Annotated in this window: 17 protein-coding genes and 2 pseudogenes; 5 read left to right on the top strand and 14 right to left on the bottom strand. The window is 42.3% G+C overall.

All coding sequences use genetic code 11. From position 1 onward, the window contains the following. Positions 1-124 precede the first annotated feature (124 nt). Entirely contained in the window at positions 125-1,765 is a 1,641-nt protein-coding gene (locus tag RMZ43_RS30220; protein ID WP_322652375.1) for a DUF6930 domain-containing protein, read from the bottom strand. Positions 1,766-2,092: 327 nt separating this feature from the next. On the opposite strand from RMZ43_RS30220, the gene RMZ43_RS30215 reads away from it, so the two are divergent. From RMZ43_RS30215 to RMZ43_RS30205, 3 genes are all read left to right on the top strand, one after another. Further along, complete coding sequence (locus RMZ43_RS30215; protein ID WP_190894026.1) at positions 2,093-2,449, top strand: iron-sulfur cluster assembly accessory protein; 357 nt, start codon at positions 2,093-2,095, stop codon at positions 2,447-2,449. 134 nt (positions 2,450-2,583) lie between these two features. Then, entirely contained in the window at positions 2,584-3,006 is a 423-nt protein-coding gene (locus tag RMZ43_RS30210) for a tetratricopeptide repeat protein (protein ID WP_322647753.1), read from the top strand. Positions 3,007-3,162: 156 nt separating this feature from the next. Continuing rightward, the gene (locus RMZ43_RS30205; RefSeq protein ID WP_109009489.1) at positions 3,163-3,408 is read left to right on the top strand and encodes a hypothetical protein; all 246 of its coding nucleotides are present in this window, start codon (positions 3,163-3,165) and stop codon (positions 3,406-3,408) included. A gap of 93 nt (positions 3,409-3,501) precedes the next feature. Here RMZ43_RS30205 and thyD read toward each other — a convergent pair whose 3' ends face one another. Next, the gene (thyD, locus tag RMZ43_RS30200) at positions 3,502-4,422 is read right to left on the bottom strand and encodes a thylakoid membrane protein ThyD (RefSeq protein WP_322652376.1); all 921 of its coding nucleotides are present in this window, start codon (positions 4,420-4,422) and stop codon (positions 3,502-3,504) included. Positions 4,423-4,617: 195 nt separating this feature from the next. Here thyD and RMZ43_RS30195 point away from each other — a divergent pair, with 195 nt between their 5' ends. Then, positions 4,618-4,965 carry a hypothetical protein gene (locus RMZ43_RS30195; RefSeq protein ID WP_322652377.1) on the top strand — a complete coding sequence of 116 codons (348 nt, stop codon included), beginning with the start codon at positions 4,618-4,620 and terminating at the stop codon, positions 4,963-4,965. 198 nt (positions 4,966-5,163) lie between these two features. Here the strand turns inward: RMZ43_RS30195 and RMZ43_RS30190 are convergent, their stop codons facing one another. The 4 genes from RMZ43_RS30190 to RMZ43_RS30175 all read right to left on the bottom strand — a co-directional run bounded on the left by RMZ43_RS30190 (position 5,164) and on the right by RMZ43_RS30175 (position 11,325). Further along, on the bottom strand, positions 5,164-5,604 hold the full coding sequence (locus tag RMZ43_RS30190; RefSeq protein ID WP_322652378.1) for an FHA domain-containing protein: 441 nt from the start codon (positions 5,602-5,604) through the stop codon (positions 5,164-5,166). Positions 5,605-5,853: 249 nt separating this feature from the next. Next, positions 5,854-8,421, bottom strand: a complete 2,568-nt coding sequence (locus tag RMZ43_RS30185) for a heavy metal translocating P-type ATPase (protein WP_322652379.1) — start codon at positions 8,419-8,421, stop codon at positions 5,854-5,856. 568 nt (positions 8,422-8,989) lie between these two features. Then, positions 8,990-9,265: a TM2 domain-containing protein gene (locus RMZ43_RS30180; RefSeq protein WP_322652380.1), complete on the bottom strand. Its 276-nt coding sequence runs from the start codon at positions 9,263-9,265 to the stop codon at positions 8,990-8,992. A 485-nt stretch (positions 9,266-9,750) separates the two neighbouring features. Continuing rightward, on the bottom strand, positions 9,751-11,325 hold the full coding sequence (locus RMZ43_RS30175) for a CPBP family intramembrane glutamic endopeptidase (protein ID WP_322652381.1): 1,575 nt from the start codon (positions 11,323-11,325) through the stop codon (positions 9,751-9,753). A 134-nt stretch (positions 11,326-11,459) separates the two neighbouring features. Here RMZ43_RS30175 and RMZ43_RS30170 point away from each other — a divergent pair. Continuing rightward, positions 11,460-12,137, top strand: a pseudogene (locus RMZ43_RS30170) (Uma2 family endonuclease). A 36-nt stretch (positions 12,138-12,173) separates the two neighbouring features. On the opposite strand, the gene RMZ43_RS30165 reads toward RMZ43_RS30170, so the two are convergent. The 8 genes and pseudogenes from RMZ43_RS30165 to sufB form a co-directional block, all read right to left on the bottom strand. Then, positions 12,174-12,395: an addiction module protein gene (locus RMZ43_RS30165; protein ID WP_322647760.1), complete on the bottom strand. Its 222-nt coding sequence runs from the start codon at positions 12,393-12,395 to the stop codon at positions 12,174-12,176. A gap of 251 nt (positions 12,396-12,646) precedes the next feature. After that, a pseudogene (locus RMZ43_RS30160) lies at positions 12,647-12,865 on the bottom strand (Uma2 family endonuclease); the annotation flags it as partial. 45 nt (positions 12,866-12,910) lie between these two features. Continuing rightward, positions 12,911-13,543: a Uma2 family endonuclease gene (locus tag RMZ43_RS30155; protein WP_322652382.1), complete on the bottom strand. Its 633-nt coding sequence runs from the start codon at positions 13,541-13,543 to the stop codon at positions 12,911-12,913. Position 13,544: 1 nt separating this feature from the next. Then, positions 13,545-14,153, bottom strand: coding sequence for a hypothetical protein (locus RMZ43_RS30150; protein WP_322647762.1), 609 nt, complete (start codon positions 14,151-14,153; stop codon positions 13,545-13,547). 103 nt (positions 14,154-14,256) lie between these two features. Then, positions 14,257-15,519, bottom strand: a complete 1,263-nt coding sequence (locus RMZ43_RS30145) for a cysteine desulfurase (protein ID WP_322652383.1) — start codon at positions 15,517-15,519, stop codon at positions 14,257-14,259. 14 nt (positions 15,520-15,533) lie between these two features. Next, positions 15,534-16,913: a Fe-S cluster assembly protein SufD gene (gene sufD / locus RMZ43_RS30140; RefSeq protein ID WP_322652384.1), complete on the bottom strand. Its 1,380-nt coding sequence runs from the start codon at positions 16,911-16,913 to the stop codon at positions 15,534-15,536. After that, on the bottom strand, positions 16,913-17,704 hold the full coding sequence (gene sufC, locus RMZ43_RS30135) for a Fe-S cluster assembly ATPase SufC (protein WP_322647765.1): 792 nt from the start codon (positions 17,702-17,704) through the stop codon (positions 16,913-16,915). The genes sufD and sufC overlap by 1 nt, the downstream gene beginning before the upstream one ends. 117 nt (positions 17,705-17,821) lie before the next feature. Next, positions 17,822-19,261, bottom strand: a complete 1,440-nt coding sequence (gene sufB / locus RMZ43_RS30130; RefSeq protein ID WP_322652385.1) for a Fe-S cluster assembly protein SufB — start codon at positions 19,259-19,261, stop codon at positions 17,822-17,824. Positions 19,262-19,372 lie beyond the last annotated feature (111 nt).

The following is a 19,372-nucleotide window of genomic DNA, read 5'->3' as shown; positions in this document are numbered from 1 at the left end:
TCAGAAATAAAGAGTTTGTACCTCTTGCCTCAAAACCCTTAGCTTCATACTTCATGCAAAAGAAAACTGCTTGTAATTTGTTATAACTACAATTTGAGATTGAGGATTGGGGAAATTCGTGCAACTATTCAAATTTAAGTTGGGGCATCAGTTGAAGAGTGCCAATACCTAAATCTTTAGGTGAAAGCGATCGCGCTTCAAACAAAGCCATCATATCTCGTAACTGAGGATTGCCACGAGAGGCTCCGGTTAGCCCTTTGGCAATGATTAAGCCACAATAGCCCTTAGTATTTTTACAGCGCTGATTCCATTTTTTCCGGGCTTCTACATGAATCGGATCTTCATCTAAGAATTCACCAAATAGGAATAGTTCGCCATTGTGAGTTTGTAATAAACCCAGGTCGTAGCGATCGCCATCGAAGGGATCAGCACCTGGATTAAAACAAATAGCTCTCAGTCCGCCTGTTGCTTCAATTCTTTCAATTACAGTCTTAGCCTTGGGTCGGGAAGTTTGAATTAAAATCACCGGCAAACCGTCACCCACTTGTTTGATTTCACCAGCCGGATGGTAGCTAACCCCTTTACGCAGGGACTCCAACATTTCCCAAGACACTACACCTAAGCTGAGGAAGGAATCTTCTGGTATCAAGTCATCTTGCAATGATTGGAAATTTAGAGAGTTAAGGTTTTCGCTCTCCTCGTCATCGACATCAAAGCCTGCCATTTCCTCTAATTCTGCTGCTAACTGCGGCATGGTAGAGACTGTAACAGGCAGAGATTTAGTTGATTCTTCCGACTGCGGCAGAGAAATGCGATAGCGGCGGCTAAGGGGAGGGAAGATGTCCTCATGAAGCTGGCGACGGTGATCGCGAATAAAGCGGATCAAGCTTTCGATCGCAACCAAGATTACCAGTGCTTCTTCGTCATACAAAACAGAACGTAGTCCTTCTAAGGGGTGGATATTACCGAAGGTGGGGTCAATTTCTGATAATGGCAGATCCGCCAAATCACTTTCTTCATCCTCATCTTCATCGGTTTCATCACTACTCTCAAAGGTGAGAAACAGGCAATCTTGCTTGAGGAACGCTTCTTCTAGATGCTCCGTTGATTCTTGATCTGTTAAAACGGCGGCGCGAAACTGTTTTAAAGACTCTTCTGAGCGATAAAACAAAATCCCATACTCCATTCCCAGCATTCCCATGACTGAGGCGTAGAGTGTGCCAACATCCCACTTATTAATCTCGATTGACAAAATTTGCTGTTCTTCCAAAAATTCCCAAGGTGCTGCTTGCCAAATTGCAAATGCTTTTTCTCGCAAGATTTGTGCATACTGTGGGGGTAAGTCGGGGGTTTGACTATCGAGAATGTCAGCAAACCCGCGAAACAGTTCGTCAATTAAAGGCAGTTCTGGTGCGTAGTCAATGGCAATATCCAAATCTTGCAGCACCCCCCGCAGGTAAAATTGGATTTCCCGGTCTTTGACTACAATTCTTTGGGGTCTGGCAGGTCTTGCCGGACTGTGGGGATGCTCCATTGCTTGCATTAAAGTCCGAACTATTGCTTCTGGGCCGATATCTGAAGCTACCACGTCCATTCCTCGAACCACCCCTTGGGAGTAATCTACCCAAAGGATGCATTCTCCCTTTCCTTCTGAGTCTGAATGCTGGTTTGGTGATGACAACGGACGGCGATCGCCCTCCCATACAGAAGGAATTTGAGTTAATTTCTTCAACCGACGACTGGTAGAGCGATTAAAACTTGTCATAGAGTAAGTTAATCAAAAGAAGCAATTTGGAAGTAGACTTTGGGGGATAGCTAGCCTCGGATTAGGTTTTTATGGCTGCACCTGAAAGATAGTTGCTTCTGGTGACTGCCGCCAGGCTTGAACTCCAAAAATACCGAATCTCTAAACACACTGAGTCTCTAATTCTAGAATAAAAATGTTTGGCTGCTTTTAACGGAGTGTTTACAATTTGGCATCTAACGACATCTAAGCCGCTAGAATAAATACAAAAACACTAACGGCAACCCAGAAGCATTAACAAGCTGATATAGGGTAAAGATTAAACTAATTAAGGAGTTAAAAAAGCAGATGACACAAGCAATTCAGCCTCAACAACGCGGAATTTTGTTGAGCGAAGCCGCATTGCACCAGGTAAAATCCCTCCGGGACAAGCAAGGCACAGATTTCTGCTTACGGGTAGGAGTCCGCCAGGGTGGCTGTTCAGGGATGTCTTACATGATGGACTTTGAAGACACTAGCAAGATCACCCCGCAGGATGAAGTTTTTGACTATGATGGCTTCAAAATTGTTAGCGATCGCAAGAGTTTATTATATCTCTACGGTTTAATGCTCGATTACAGCGATGCCATGATTGGCGGTGGCTTTCAATTCACTAACCCCAATGCCAACCAAACTTGTGGTTGCGGTAAGTCGTTTGGGGTGTAATATTGTCATTTGTCATTTGTCCCTTGTCATTGGACGAAAGACAAATGACTAATAACCCTTCGGGTTCACTAGTTGCTCATGGGGGAAACCCCCAAGACCGCACTGGCTCACCAATGACTAATGACTAATGACCAATGACTAATACAGTTGAATCCCTATTTGATACAGGTTTAGAACGCTATAAAGCAGGAGAACCAGTAGATTCTTTAATCCCTGTGTTTAAAGAAGTGTGCGATCGCGCTCCTAAAACTAGTGCTGCTTGGATTTGTTTAGCCTGGTTATATCTACTCGATAACAAACCCAACTTGGCTTACAAAGCTGCACAGAAAGCAGTCAAGTTAAATCCCCAAGATCCACAGGCTAGAGTCAATCTGGCCTTAGCAATGCTGGAAACAGGTCAAAAAGGTTTACGAGAACATATTGACATAGCACAGCAGCTAATGTTTGTCAATGAAGAATGGCGTGATGAAATAAAAACCAGTATTGAAGACGGTTTCAGTAGAAAACCAGATTGGCAGAGTTTGACAAAAGTCAAAAAGTGGCTGTTTGAAGAATGAGGATGGGGAGCCGGGAGAGACACGATAAATCGTGTCTGTACGGAGTCAGAAAACAAGGATAATTTATTGAATAAGTTTTCTCCCTTGTCTACCTAGTCTCTTATTAATACCAACTCCCTATTCCTCATTTCCCATTCCCCATTCCTCATTCCAATCATGAAAGATAAATTGTTAAATTGGCTAAACACGATTTTAGTCGCCGATGTTTTTTTGGTTTTGTTTGGCTTTATCTGGTTAGCGATCGCAGCGATCGGTGATTCTGTAGGAGTAAACTTGGGTTTGGATTTGTGGCATAAACTGTGGCAACCTGTATTTAACCCAGCGATCGGCATCCTTATGGGTGGTGCCATTCTCAGTGGTATTATCAGTTGGGTTTCCAAAAAATTTCTATCTAGTCAATAGATTGTGCATAGGGCATTGGGCATGGGGCATTGGTTTAACCACATCTTCTTCTATTCCCCACTCCCCACTCCCCACTTCCCACTCCCTTTTGATTTATGCAAGAATTTGTGTTAACGCTGATTGCAAATTAGGATATTTGTACTCAAAACCTGTTTCTAAAGTACGTTTGGGAAGGACTTGCTGACCTTCTAAAACTACCATAGCCCCGTCTCCTAAAAGAGCTTCGATCGCAAAACTAGGAACAGGCAACCAAGAAGGGCGATTCATTGCTTTTCCCAAGGTTTGGCTTAAATCTGCCATCGTGACTGGGTTAGGGGCAGTGCCATTATATACACCTTCTATTTCCGGTTTAGTTAAAGCTTCCAGAATCAGGCTAACTAAATCGTCTACGTGAATCCATGAGAACCACTGCCTACCACTGCCAATGGGGCCACCAGCAAAGAGTTTGAAAGGCGTAATCATTTTATCCAAAGCACCACCATTACCCAAAACAATCCCAAAACGCAGAATTACTAGCCTTACACCAGCGTCTTTTACCTTTCTAGCTTCTGCTTCCCAGATTTGGCAGACTTGGGCAAGAAAATCGCTACCAGATTGGCTGGTTTCATCAAAGGTTGCTGTTTCACTGGTGCCGTAGTAGCCAATAGCCGAAGCGTTAATTAACACAGTTGGCTTGGGGTTAGCGTTGGTTATTGCTTCAACTATTTTTTGTGTACCTAGCTTCCGGCTATTGAGGATTTCTTGTTTGCGTTCTGGTGTCCAACGTCCTTCACCAATGGGTTCTCCTGCCAGATTAACTACGCCATCACAACTAGCGATGACACTTTGCCAAGAATCAGATGTATTTGGTGTATAGGCAACAATTTCTACATTTGGGAACGTCTCAGATGGAAAAACCTTTTGAGCAAAGGTGGTATTCCGAGTTAATACTACTATTTTATGACCTTTTGCATGGAGTCGTTGTACCAAACTACTACCGACAAATCCTGTTGCTCCAGTAATTGCTACTTTCATTTACTACCTCAGCCAAAACTTTATTGTAAAGTTTTTAATCAAACTTCAGCTTACGGCACTTTTGTTGAGGATAGAACAGATGTGACTGTATATCTCGTAATGCCTAATCTAAAAAACTTTGCTTTTTGAATCACTTTTCGTTTAGATGCTTCGGTATTATAGGATGGACAGAGTGTTGCAAGGCTTGGGGCTATTATGGCTCGCTATACCTGTTCATTTACTGTTTCTGTCAAGAGTGACCATCTGTTACCGTTACTTGTAGAACTTCTACAGGACTGTCAGTTGGATATTCAATACTACACTGGCGATTATATTATCGCTCGTGAGGTTCCGGGCCATGTTCCTTTTCCTAAATTGATCACAGTAGAAGTATTGATTGATAAATCAAAATCTACTGAAACAGAAACCCGGATGAGCATTGTGATTAAAAATGAAGAACTACCACTCCAACTAGATAATTACTGTCGGCAAATGTTTGAAGTTATCAAGCAGGCTATTGAAAGTAGTCGCCATTGGCATTTGATTGAAAGTATTGCAGGATAGCTTTGGTGATTAAATTGACATTCCCACGACTTTAAGACGTGGGATTATCAAAAGCCTTCTTGCATAAGTCGGGAAAAGGGGAAGGGGGAAGGGGAAAAAGTTCTGTATCGTCCTTTTTCCCCTTTAACCTTTACCCTTTTCCCTTTCTTGCAAAAAGCACTTTTGCAAAAGGTCTAAAGTGTTATTGGTAGTTATAATTCACTCTTCCACATCCTCTAAATCCTCGGCCATACCGGGGTTTATTAGTGTAATATCGTACTCACTCGAATCCGTTTGTCCCAAACGCTGAGTGTTTCTTAAAAGGTAATAAATAGCACGTACTTGAGGGCCAAAAACGATCTCGTCTTCATTTCTGAGATCGTGAGCTGGGATCTTACGTCCATTAATCATCAAACCGTTGGAACTAGGCTTGCCTTTGGCATCGCCATCTACAATCCGGTAATAATAGCTATGACTATTTTGATCTCGTGGCAATCTCACTAATGTAGCATGGCGGCGGGAGACAAACTGCGACATCAAGCGGATATTACACTCACGATCTCTACCGATAGAGTAGACGGGGTGCTCTAGAGAAAATTCTTTGCGACCTTGATCGTCTTCAATAATCAGTAGATGGTTTTCATTGGTTTCTGCTGCCATTGACAAATTGGTGGAACTGTGATAAATCAATATTTGTTTAGTATCGTATCTTGCTATTTTCGGGCACCATCAGTCTGTGGTGCTGATCTAAATAAGCTTTAAAGTTGCATAATACCTTGAAAGAGTAGAACATATTCGTTCTACTCCACTAGCTATGATAGCTTTGCTAAGTGTTTCAAGAGGCTTTATGGGCTGCGTAAAAGCTGGCGGGGCTACTCAGCTTAACTTGAGATGGTTGAGATGCAAATTCTACAGGTGATGAGCTAATCGCCGTAATAATATTGAGTTTGTGACGACACTAACAGAGCTAAAAGCCATTAATGCAGCAGCACCAGAGGGGTTAAGAACAAAACCCAGACTAGGAAACAAAACACCTGCTGCTAAAGGAATCCCAAGTGTATTATATGCAAAAGCCCAGAATAAATTTTGGCGGATTTTGTTGAAAGTGGCGCGACTAAGCTGAATAGATTCGACGACATCGTTTAAGCGATCGCGCATTAGGACAATTTCAGCAGTTTCCATTGCCACATCTGTCCCGGAGTGTAAAGCAATGCCTACATCTGCTTGGGATAAAGCTGGAGCATCGTTGATTCCATCTCCTACCATTGCGACTACTGAGTGAGTAGAGACGCGATTAATCGCGTCTGTACGGAGTAAGGAGTTAGGAGTTTTCTTTGTCCCCTTGTCTCCTTGTCTCCTTGTCCCTTCTAACTGGAGTGCTTGTATTGCAGCCGCTTTTTTGGCTGGGGGAACACCTGCTATAACATCAGCACTATCTAATCCTAGTTGTTTGGCTATGGCGTTAGCTGCCTCTTGGCGATCGCCACTGAGCAACATTACCCGTAAGCCCATCTGACGCAATTTGTCTATGGTAGATTGGGCATCTGGTCTGAGGGTATCAGAAACAGCAATTAACCCAGCTAAAGCTCCCCCAACAGCTACGCAAACGACTGTTTTACCATCTGTTGCCAAATCCTGTGCTACCTTTTGTGCAGTTTCGTTAATGGCAATGCCGTGCCAACTCAACCAGTCCCAGTTACCCAATAGTACAATTTTGCCTTCTACAACAGCAGACACTCCTAGCCCTGGTTCTGTGTGAAAGTCCACAGCCTCTGGAATAGATAACTGTTGCTGCTGTGCTTCTTGCTGAATCGCTTTTGCTAGAGGGTGGTAAGTACCGCTTTCTACGGCTGCTGCTAGTTGAATTAGGGAGTAGGTACAGACGCGATTAATCGCGTCTGTACTGAGGAGTGGGGAGTGCGGTTCCTTACTCCCTACTCCCCATTCCCCCTTATCCCCAGAGGGGGCCCCACCTTCCCCACTCCCCATTTCTCCAATTAATAGACAATCTGTAACGATGGGATTACCCGTGGTCAAAGTGCCAGTTTTATCAAAAACCACGGTGTTTAACTTGTGTACTTTTTCTAAAACGTCGCCGCCTTTGATTAACAGACCCCGTTCTGCGCCCATCGCAGTCCCGACAAGAATGGCTGTTGGTGTGGCAAGTCCCAAAGCACAGGGACAGGCAACTACCATAACTGCGATCGCTAGTTTTAAACTAATTAATAGGGGAGAGTGGGGAGCTTCATGTGTAGCGTGGCCCATCATTTCCATGCCACCAGACATGCTGACATCAACCCAGATGTGAGTACCGAAAAAGTACCAAAAGACAAATGTTAATACAGATGCTGTTAGCACTCCATAAGTAAAGTAACCAGCTACTGTATCTGCTAATTTCTGTACTGGGGCTTTTCTAGTTTGGGCGGCTTCTACTAGGGCGACAATTCGAGCTAAAGTTGTATCACTTCCAGTCCGGGTTGTCTGAATAGCGATCGCTCCTGACTGGTTTAGCGTCCCTCCTGTCACCATATCGCCTGGTTGCTTAATCACTGGTACAGATTCCCCAGTCAACATGGATTCATCCACCGTTGTTTTACCAACCACCACTTCACCATCGACAGGGATTTTATCACCTGGCAGCACTTGTACCCATTCACCAACACGTACTTGTTCAGCAGGAATCTCTACGCTAGAAGATCCCATTCCTCCTTTCTCTGGGTTGGCAATCAATCGCGCTACCTGTGGCTGGAGTGCAAGCAATTTCCTAAATGCAGCAGCAGCGCGACCTCTAGCTTGTTGCTCTAATGTCCTTCCTAAAAGAATAAAGCCCAGCATCATCACTGGTTCGTCAAAGAAACACTCCCAACCCATTTTCGGAAAGAGCAACGCTACTAAACTAGCAATATAGGCAGTCAGCGTTCCTAATCCTACCAGCGTGTTCATGTTAGGTGCATTTCGCCGCCAGCCCAGCCAGCCATCTACTATAATCGGGCGACCGGGAATTAATAGGGCTACTGTCGCCAGTCCACAGTGAAACCAGATGTTATTTAGCACTGGTAGCATTGAGCTACCAAGATTACCAAAATGTCCACTTCCCGACAATAATAGTAAGATTGCAGCGATCGCTAACTGCCTAAAAGAAGAGCGCATTTCTCGGCGTTGTCGTTCTGCTGGGTCTGGTAAGGTAGATATCTCGCCTGCTACCGTGCCATTAGGTTTTCGGGGTTGAGCTGGGAATCCAACAGCTGTTAATCGCTGTGCTAGTGCATCTGCATCTACCGCACCAGTTTCTGACTCTACAACTGCTACCTCAGTGGCCAGGTTCACACAGGCACTCTTGACTCCTGGATGTTGGGTTAGCTGTCGTTCTACTGCGTTCACACACCCCGCACACTTCATACCCCCAACATCAAGAATAATTTTCTCTAGGATTGGGTCAAGTTCTGGGGCTAGCTTAGTTTTCGGGACAAGTTGCATGGCAAGTGTTTAGATTCGCTACAGAAATTCAACGCCTGAGTAAAAGCGTCTCTAATTTGAGCGTAGGCGAAATATGGAACTACGACTGTATGTCAACCCTATTAAATTTCTTAATTTATCGTATCTCGCTGAGGGTCAATGCCGGCTCCAGCGTAAATAAGTCATATAAATGATAGCTCCAACCTGCATTGGCATGAGGACAATCAGGCTTTTCCAAAAATTGTGAATTTCCAAATTAGACATGGCGCTGAAATAACCAAAGCCCAATAACAAGAAAAGTATCCAGATCAACTGTTTACGTTTGATGGTTAGCATAGCAATATAATTCAAAAATTTTTAGCCAAAATCCCTATTTATACCTATAAATCTCTATAGAATACGCAATAATCTCAATTAATAGTTATTTAAAAAGAAGTTTACCCAAAGGGGAGTTAATGAAAATAATTCTGTATGATATCAAAATTTTTGTAGAGACGTTGCAATGCAACGTCTCTACATCTGGATTCATACCGCAATTGGGCAATGGCTGAAATTTTATATTTAATTTAATCCACTTACTTATAAGTTTTTAGAACCAGCCCTGTTTATTCACAAAGTAGGTATTTACAAATTCTTCAGGAGACTTATTCAAGTAAATCATGCCTTCAATTAAACCTACAAGTACCATAATTAACAAGGCAATTCCATAGGTGAAAGAACCTCCGACTACAGAAATCACCAACATGATAAAGCCTTGTGGAGCGTATCCTAAAATAAATTTATGAACCCCAAATCCTCCAAGGATGATGGCACAGTAACCAGCTAGAAGTTGTTTGGTAGGGTGACTGGGGTTGAAATTTGACATAGTGCTGCTCCTTGATAAGTGAGGTATAAAAATAAAATCTTTATTTTAATCAAAACAAATACATTTACTTGCTTAATACATATATTTTTAATTTTTTAAGTACAAGTAAAACTCAACAGAAATAAGCAAAATCAGCGTACTTCTATTCCAGATGGGACGCTAAAGTGTTTTCCCGCATAGCCGGGAAATCTGACGTTCCTTAATAACTTTTGGTAGGTTTGACGATTGCAAACCCTGGTGCAGCAATTTCGTTTTATCTTGAAAAGAATAAACCTCCATAGTTAGCGAAAACTGCTACACCACTTTTTACATGTCCATCAGTATTATTTCCGGATTTTTTTTACACCGAATAGCCCGTCGTAGACGTCGCTTCCATCAGGGGTGAAACGCGATCGCACTAATAACGAGAGATGACTAGTAAACTGTTCTTACCTATGCAGATAGAATCAGATATCTATCTTTTTGGCAACTGTAATATATTAGTATTAATTGCTACCTAAAACAAATAGACTTAATAATGTACCGCTATTCCAGAGGCTATGGAGGAGCATAGGAGCAAGGAGGTTGCGTGATCGCGTGTAAACTACTCCTAAGACAATGCCCAATGCAGTCAGAGGAAGAATTTCCGACAAGCTGAGGTGAGCGATCGCAAACAACAAAGCACTTGTAAAAATTGCTCCCCACACGGGTAAGTAGCGAGTCAGAGAGGGTAGCAAAAAGCCGCGAAACAGAATTTCTTCAAAAAATGGAGCAGCGATCGCTGCTGTAAAGAAAAATATGCCAAGTGCTACACCATCTTGGCTTTCTAGGGCTAATTGCAACAAAGGGTTACTACCACCCTGTCCTTGCCATAGCTGTTGATTGATTAAAGATACTATCACAACTATAGGTAAAGCCGCGCAATAGCCTCCTAATCCCCACAAGAACCAATTATCTTGAAAACGGAAGCGAAACCAAAATTCTGGTAATGGAAAAAAGCGCTTGAGAGAAAAATACAGCACTAACAACGCACCCGATGCTACCAGTAAGTAACTAACTAAAACATAAAAAGCCTGAAGTCGCACATCACCCACAGGACGAGGGATAGGGAGGAGCGATAGTAATAAAGGGACAAAAATTTGCCCCATGAAGAAAAAGCCGACGATAAAAACCTGCAAAATCGTTTCACCATCCCAAGGTGTTGACCAAGGGACATCAGCATTTTGAGCTAGTAACGAAGCTTTTCCTTTCAACAAGCGTTGAGCAACTAAAAAAATCAGTAGTATTAGACCAGTTAAAGCTGCCAAAGTGGGGATAGTGCCAATAACTGCTAATTTGATCACTGCTTGAGCAGCAGCTTCTTGTTGTGCAGCTTTAACTGCTGATAAAGCGTCTTGTCGTTGCTGGAGTTGGTATAGCTGAACCAAAGCAGTAGAGCGAAACCAACCTTCTAAATTCTTTTGAATCCGTTCTTGAGAATTTTGGAGCAGACGAGGAGGATTGCTCCACAGTCCACTTAATACAGCTGCGGTTTCTCCAAATTCTGGATTGATATCTGAGCGTTGTTGTAATTCACTCCAAGTTTTGAGAGCTGTATCCGTCTGTCCTTGCTGTGCTTGTAAAATTCCCAGACGCAAGTCTAATTCAGCCAGTAATTTTTGTAATTGCTTGAGGGACTCCTGTAACTGTTGCTGTCCCTGTTTAGAAGTTTTAGTAGTGGGAGGAACGTCCGGTAGAGGTTTCGGAGGTATGGGAGTTATTTCAGGTTGAGAGCGTAATTGTGTAAGTTTATTGTTAACTTTGTCTAAATTAGCTGCAACTGATTGACGCGCCTCTTCATATTGCTTTGTAGCGCCCTCCAGGGGTTGCTCACCAAGTATTGCTTCTTGAACTGCTTTGAGATTGTTATCGCTGTTATTTTCTGATTGCCAAGCCTGGGCTTGTAGAGCAATATTAGTTTGGTATAGTTCCAGGCGACTTTGAAACTGAGGTTCTTGCCAACTACTGAATAAAGCCGAAACTGCCAAGAGAACTGCTATCGGCGTCAGTATAAAAATTAAAACTAATCGCTTGAGTGTCATCTATCCCTCTTTTAGTAGCCAATGGAGAGCGCGTCCCCCTTGGGAATTATCGCAAGAAAAAGTCAGAGGTGGATAGATATCATCAATATTATAAGTTTGCGATGTCTACGACGGGCTACGCCTACGCACCCACCATGTTAAATTACAACCCATTGCACTGCTTACCCTCCGCCGAGGATCTGCCAGATTCTGACGATGAACCTGTGGATAATCAACTACAACATTTGATTCCTGGCTTGCTAGAAGCCATCTTAGCTTGGCTGTAGACAAGTCGGATGGACTGGTTTTTTGGCGTTGATATGGGGATATATTACGATCCCGAATTACCGCCGATTGTCCCTGATGGGTTTTTAAGTTTAGGAGTCGAGCGAGTTTTTGATGAGAACTTGCGTTTAAGTTATGTGTTGTGGGAAGAAAAGGTGATACCAATTATGGCATTAGAAGTTGTTTCTCACAGACGGCGTGGGGAATACACCAGCAAAAAGAAACTTTATGCTGAGATGGAGATTTTATATTATGTTGTTTACAATCCCCAACGTCGGAGAAAACCACCTTTAGAAGTTTATCGCTTTGTAAATGGTGAATATGTATTGCAGCCAGGAAATTTAGTTTGGTTATCAGAGATAGGTTTAGCAATTGGTTATGAACGGGGAACCTATCAGGGAATTACGCGGGATTGGTTGTATTGGTATGACAAACAAGGAGTCAGATATCTAATAACAGAAGAACGAGCGATCGCTGCTGAACAACGCGCTCAAAGGTTGGCAGAAGAATTGCGAAAGTTAGGGATAGATCCAGATTCTTTGAGTTAATTTTGTGGGGTGCGATCGTTTTTATTAACTAATAGTTCATTCAAATAAACCTAGTCTTTGCTTCACGGATTGCCAGGTTGAACCTTGGTTTGGGTTTTGGCCATGTATCTCCAAGCGTCTATCTAATTCTTGTTTTTGCTCATCGTTGAGAGGAACTTTATCTGGTGTGGTAAGAATGCTGTCCCATAAGTCCTCGGCAAGTTGTATACGTTCAGATACACTTCGTTTGCAAATATCGACTTTTAATATAGGGTGCATAGTTGTTATTAATATAATTGCTTGTATATAAGCTTACTCGTTTTTTATTACTGAATCATTATTTTAGTAGCTAGTCCCTGTTTGCTCAAAGCCATCCTAGCTTGGTTATACGAATCTTTTTTGCGTAGCATTAGCATTTGCACAATCAATTTTATATGTTATGACAGATTTGATTGAATTTTCAGCCATAAAATGTATTCTTGTTTTTTAATTAGTTTTTAATTTGCTTGGAAATACTATGTCTGCCACCTCAATTTTTCTATAAATTTGACTAAGAGAGTAGATTGATGAAAATTACTTTTGGGGTTTTCGTGTTCAAAAAGTGGAGTCATAATTTCTAAAACACCGCAATCATAAGCAAACCGAGAACCTCTATCTTCACCTGTATCTCTCAACAAGGCTTCAAAGGTTTCCCAGCTAATGTTATGTAGCACTGTTCTTTGTTCACTAACCGTTGACTTGACAAGCATATATCAAAAATAAGCCAGTAATTATATTTATCAATGAGGTACGCTTTACCCTATCTTTCCCTGCACCCAAGTACGGAAGGATTGCACCAGATCAATTTCATCCATAGTTTTACTTTGCTGGATAAATCTATTCATATCATTAACAGAAATTAAAGGAAAAGCTATGCTCAATTTAATATCAATATAGTTGCTTTCTGTTAGTTGATAAAATTTTAAAACTTCACCGTCATATCTCCATAGTTCTCCTACACCTAAAGCCGCATAAATATTAAATTTATTAACAGAACTGCTAGTAATATCAATTTCAACTGCTAAATCCGGCGCCGGGTCTGTTCTTAAATCTAATTCTTGTTTACCTCTAATTAGTGGCTCATTTTGAATATAATAGCAACTATCGGGTTCTATTCCCTTTGTTATTGGTTGACGTTTTAATGTTGTAGAACCAGCACTTCTAATTTTAGTTTTTAATTCTACTGCTAAAGCAAATATCAATCGGTCAAACTGAATTTTAGGATTTTCGTGTTCAAAAAGTGGAGTCATGATTTCTAAAACACCGCAGTCATAAGCAAACCGAGAACCTCTATGCTCACCTGTATCTCTCAGCAAGGCTTCAAAGGTTTCCCAGCTAACGTTGTGTAGCACTGTTCTTTGTTCAGCAGGCGTTGACTTTACAAGCATATTACAATACTTCTTCTGTCAGGATATTAGATAAAATCCCGATAATTTTACCTATGTCATTAATATAATATTCGCTCAAGTCAATTTCAATCACTTGCCCAATAAGTTTTAAAAACTTCCAGTTAGTTCCAGTGGTGACAGTTCCATAAATTGCCTGAATGTTATTACCCTCACGTTCATTAAACAATTTAGCTGCTAACATTTCTGCTACACACTGACCTAATCCTGCATTAATATTTTCTTTCTTAGCTTCTACAATTGTGACAACTGGTGCATTCAGAATTAGTAACTCTGGTGAACGGCTAATAATAAAATCGCAATTTCCGTTTAAACCTTGTGCGGAATCAACTGTAAAATCGATACCAGAAAATAGACTTATTTGATTATTTAAATATTTTCTTACAGCAATTAAAATAGGCGCAATAATCATCTCTGAACGGGATTTCTCAGTATTACTAGCAAGAGCTAAAGGTACATTTTCCCGCAAGACTTCTACAAGTAATGGTGGACACTCTACTTCATGTACAGATGCAAATATATCAACTTTATCAGAAATAGTTAGGTCAAAGGTTTTTCTAACTCTGTCTAAAGTAAAGTCGCTGTATGACACTTTAGTTGCTCCTGTAAATAATCCAGATAATTAAATTGTGCCAACTATTAGCAAGATATGTTGCTGATATTTGGCACAATTACTGTCTGAATATTTTGTAACTTTAAGCAAGTAAACCTGCGAAAAAGTCGAGAGTTTCTTTTAGTGCTTTGATGAAAATATCAATTTCTTCGCGGGTATTGTAGAAAGATAGACTTGCTCGTGCGGTTGCAGCAAGACCTAAGTAACGGTGTAATGGTTGTGTGCAGTGGTGTCCAGAACGGATGGCAACGCCTTCTTGATCTAATAATGTAGATAAGTCGTTGGCGTGGACTTCTCCGGCTGTAAAGGACGCAAGAGCGGCTCTCCCTTCACCTTTCGCATTTGGTTTGGGGCCGTAAATTCTAATTTGGGGAATTTGCTCTAATTGTTGGAACAAATAAGCCGTTAATTCTGCTTCGTAGGCGTGGATTTTATCCATGCCGATACTGCTAAGATAATCTATTGCAGCACCAAGTGCGATCGCTTCCCCAATTGCAGGTGTACCAGCTTCAAATTTATGTGGTAATTCTGCATAGGTGGAATGGTCTAAATACACCTCTGCAATCATCTCACCACCACCAAAAAATGGTGGCATTGATTCTAATAATCCTAACTTGCCATACAAAAATCCTATCCCAGTTGGAGCGCACATTTTATGACCGGATGCTACCAACCAATCACAATCTATTTTTTGCACATCTATAGGGTAATGAGGAACACTTTGGCAAGCATCAACTAAGAATTTAGCACCGTATTTGTGAGCGATCGCAGCAATTTCTTGCACTGGATTAATACAACCCAAAGTATTAGAAATATGCACCACCGATACTAATTTTGTTTTGTCAGAAATCAGTTGTTTAAACTGTGACAAATCAAAAGTTTCTTCTGATGTTAATTCTACAAACTTCAATACTGCACCCGTTTTTTGCGCCACCAATTGCCAAGGTACAATATTACTGTGGTGTTCCATCACCGACAGAATAATTTCATCCCCAGGCTGCAAATTATTCATTCCCCAGCTATAAGCTACGAGATTAATCGCCTCACTTGCGTTGCGAGTGTAGACAATTTCCTGACGCGATGCAGCGTTGATGAATTTGGCAACTTTATCTCTAGCGCCTTCATAAGCATCAGTAGCTTTAGCACTCAGAGAATGGGCACCTCGATGCACGTTAGCATTATATTGCTCGTAATAATCCCGTAGGGTATTTAATACGAACAAAGGCTTCTGCGATGTCGCAGCATTATCGAGATAAACCAGGGGTTTTTCGTTGACTTCCTGATGCAATATCGGGAAGTCAACGCGAACTTTATCAGCAAGGGTTTTGGTAGGAGTAAAAGTCATTGGTAGATTAGTTATTACTCATTAGTCAGGGACTTGAGATTATTCACTGTGTTTAAAAGGATTTCTCGCAGAGAGGGGACTGGTATTTTGTTGATAACTTCAGCAGCGAAGGCGTTAATTAACAACTTTCGAGCATCGTTTTCATCAATTCCCCGACTTTGCAGATAGAATATTTCGTCATCTTCTAATTGGCTAACGGTAGCACCGTGAGCGCATTTGACATTATCCGCAGTAATTTCCAATTGGGGTTTAGTATCAACTCTGGCTTTAGACGATAGCAGCAAATTGCGATTCAACTGGGATGCATTTGTCAACTGCGCTGGTTTGGGTACAAAAACTTTACCATTGAATACCGCATGAGCGCGATCGCCTACAATACATTTATGCAATTGGTCACTTGTACCGTGGGGATAATTGAGTGCGATCGCACTGTGAGTATCAGACAATTGCTTACCAGAAATTATCGTCAAACCATTGAGAGTAGTTTCTGTCTGCTCACCAGTTTGCAAAATTTCTAAATTGTGCCGTGACAACTTTGCACCTAGAGTTATGGCATGACAAGTATATCGACTATCACGGGACTGTGCGATCGCAGTTTTCCCAATATGAAAAGCCTCTGCACCTTCCCACTCAACCCTAGTGTGACTAACTTGGGCATTGTCACCAACCCACACTTCTGTAACCGCATTGGTGAAATATACTCCTCCCTCTTGTGGGGTAGGCATCTTGCCTGCCACATACTCCTCAACCAACGTCACCTGCGAACCACTTTCCGCCACCACCAAACAACGCGGCTGTGAAATCGTCGCCGTCTCACCCGCAACTGAAATAAACACCAAATGAATTGGCGTTTCAACTACCACATTCTTCTTCACCCACACCACAGCAGCATCAGTTATTCCAGCCGTATTGAGAGCAGTAAAAACCTCCTGCGCTCCCTCAGCTTGAGCTAAATACTGTTGTACACCTTCCTGCTCAACCGCAGACAAACCAGCCAAATTACTCACCACAATTCCAGATGGCAAATCTGAAACTGCTGATAACTCCGGCGCAAAAACGCCATTAACAAATACCAAACGACTATTAGCCGTCTCTGGCAAAATATCAAATTCTACAGACGCGACAGACGCGAAATTTCCCGTCTCTACATTAAATTGCACCTTTCGCAAAGACGATAAATCAGTAAACCGCCATTCTTCCTCGCGGGTAGTCGGGATAGTCGCATGACGTACCCAATTTGCAGCACTTTCGCGTAATTCCTGCAACCAACCTTCTGTTTTCGTTGCCGTTACTTGATTTAACAACCCAGTCAGATAATCATCTCTATCTAACATTGATGTCAAACTAACTACATTGGAATTAGGAATTGGACTAGGAGATACTTGAATAGTCATTACACACCCACCTCAGCAGCTGCAAATTCTGCCAGCACCCAGTCATAACCGCGAGACTCTAATTCCAACGCCAGTTCCTTACCACCACTCGTAATAATCTGCCCCTGCGCCATCACATGGACAAAATCAGGCACAATATAATCGAGTAATCGCTGATAGTGAGTAATCAAAATTGTGGAATTGTCTGGACTTGCCAGTTGATTTACGCCATTCGCCACAATTCGGAGCGCGTCAATATCCAAACCCGAGTCTGTTTCATCCAAAATTCCTAACTTTGGTTCCAACAGCGCCATTTGCAGAATTTCATTCCGCTTCTTTTCACCACCAGAAAACCCTTCATTCAAACTGCGACTGAGAAAACTGGCATTCATCTTCACTACATCCAGCTTTTCCTCAATCAAATCGTCAAAATCAAAAGCGTCTATTTCCTCTAAACCTTGCGCCTTCCGACGGGAATTGTACGCCACCCGCAAGAAATCCAAATTGCTCACACCTGGAATTTCTAACGGATACTGAAACGCCAAAAATACACCACTTCTAGCGCGTTCTTCCGGTTCCAATTCCAGCAGATTTTGCCCCTGGAAAATCACTTCACCGCCAGTCACCTCATACGCCGGATGTCCAGCCAACACCTTAGAAAAAGTACTCTTACCAGAACCATTCGGCCCCATGATCGCATGAATTTCACCCGATCGCACCTCCAGATTCACACCTTTCAAAATCGGTGTCCCATCAACATTAGCCGTCAGATTCCGTACTGACAGCACAACTTCACTATTTTCAATAATCATCTTCTCTCCCTTCTCTCCCTTCTCTTTCTTTGCGCCCTTCGCGCCCTTCGCGGTTCGTCATTCTTCCAAAAGATAAACACAGAACGCCGATGTCCCTGTGTTTATCCTTGCTTCCATTTATCCAACACTGCCTTCCAACTTCAAACTCAACAACTTATCAGCTTCCACAGCAAACTCCATCGGTAGCTGATTGAAAACATCCTTACAGAAGCCGCTAACCATCATCGAAATGGCATCTTCTGCTGAAATACCCCGTTGAGCAAAGTAGAATAGTTGATCTTCCCCAATCTTAGAAGTAGAAGCTTCATGCTCCACTTTCCCAGTATTATTTTGCACTTGGATATAAGGGAAAGTATTGGCATGGGCATTATCCCCAATCAGCATCGAGTCGCACTGAGAATAATTTCTCGCGCCTTTAGCCGTCGGATTTACTTTCACCAAACCCCGGTAACTATTACTAGAATTACCTGCGGAGATTCCTTTAGAAATAATTGTGCTGCGGGTATTCTTACCAACGTGAATCATCTTTGTACCCGTATCAGCTTGCTGCATATTATTTGTCAGCGCCACCGAGTAAAACTCACCCACAGAGTTATCACCCACCAAAACACAGCTAGGATATTTCCAAGTAATTGCCGAACCTGTTTCTACTTGAGTCCAGGAAATCTTGGAATTAACGCCCTGACACAAACCGCGTTTGGTGACAAAGTTGTAAATACCGCCTTTACCGTTAGCATCGCCAGCGTACCAATTTTGCACGGTGGAATATTTAATTTCGGCGTTATCCAGAGCAACGAGTTCCACAACGGCGGCGTGTAATTGGTTGCTATCATACATCGGTGCGGTGCAACCTTCAAGGTAAGAAACATAACTACCTTCTTCGGCGACAATCAAAGTCCGCTCAAATTGTCCCGTGTCACCAGAGTTGATGCGGAAGTAGGTAGATAGTTCCATTGGGCATTTTACGCCTTTAGGAATATAGACAAAAGAACCATCGCTAAATACGGCGGCGTTCAAGGCAGCAAAATAATTGTCAGCTACAGGAACAACGCTACCCAAGTATTTTTGGATCAATTCTGGGTGTTCTTGCAACGCTTCCGAAATTGAGCAGAAAATAACGCCATCTTCTGCTAGCTTTTCTTTAAATGTAGTGGCGACAGAAACGCTATCGAAAATTGCATCAACGGCGACATTTGCCAGCCGCTTCTGTTCAGATAGGGAAATGCCTAACTTCTCGAAAGTTTCTAAAAGGGTTGGATCAACTTCATCCAAGCTGTTTAGTTTTTCTTTCTTACGTTTTGGCGCTGAGTAATAAATGATATCCTGATAATTTATTGGCGGATACTTGACATTCGGCCAAGTTGGTTCCGTCATTTTTTGCCACTGGCGATAAGCTCTGAGGCGAAAGTCCAGCATGAACTGCGGCTCGTTCTTCTTAGAGGAGATCAAGCGGATAACGTCCTCGTCTAGTCCACGCGGAATAGTGTCGGCCTCAATGTCCGTGACAAAGCCGTACTTGTAGGGTTGGTTGACTAAGGTTTTGACAGTGGCACTCATCAGTAATAATCTCTCGTGTTCGGAACTTGAATCTCTCTATAAGGATGGGAGACGGGGTTTCTTTAGCCGATTCCCATCTACCGTTACGGAATGGTTACACGGCTGCTAGAA

The sequence above is a fragment of the Nostoc sp. CmiVER01 genome (assembly GCF_034531135.2).
Classification (GTDB): Bacteria; Cyanobacteriota; Cyanobacteriia; order Cyanobacteriales; family Nostocaceae; genus Nostoc.
The sequence above is the reverse complement of the archived record's forward strand: the minus strand, read 5'-3'. Positions and strand labels throughout refer to the sequence as shown.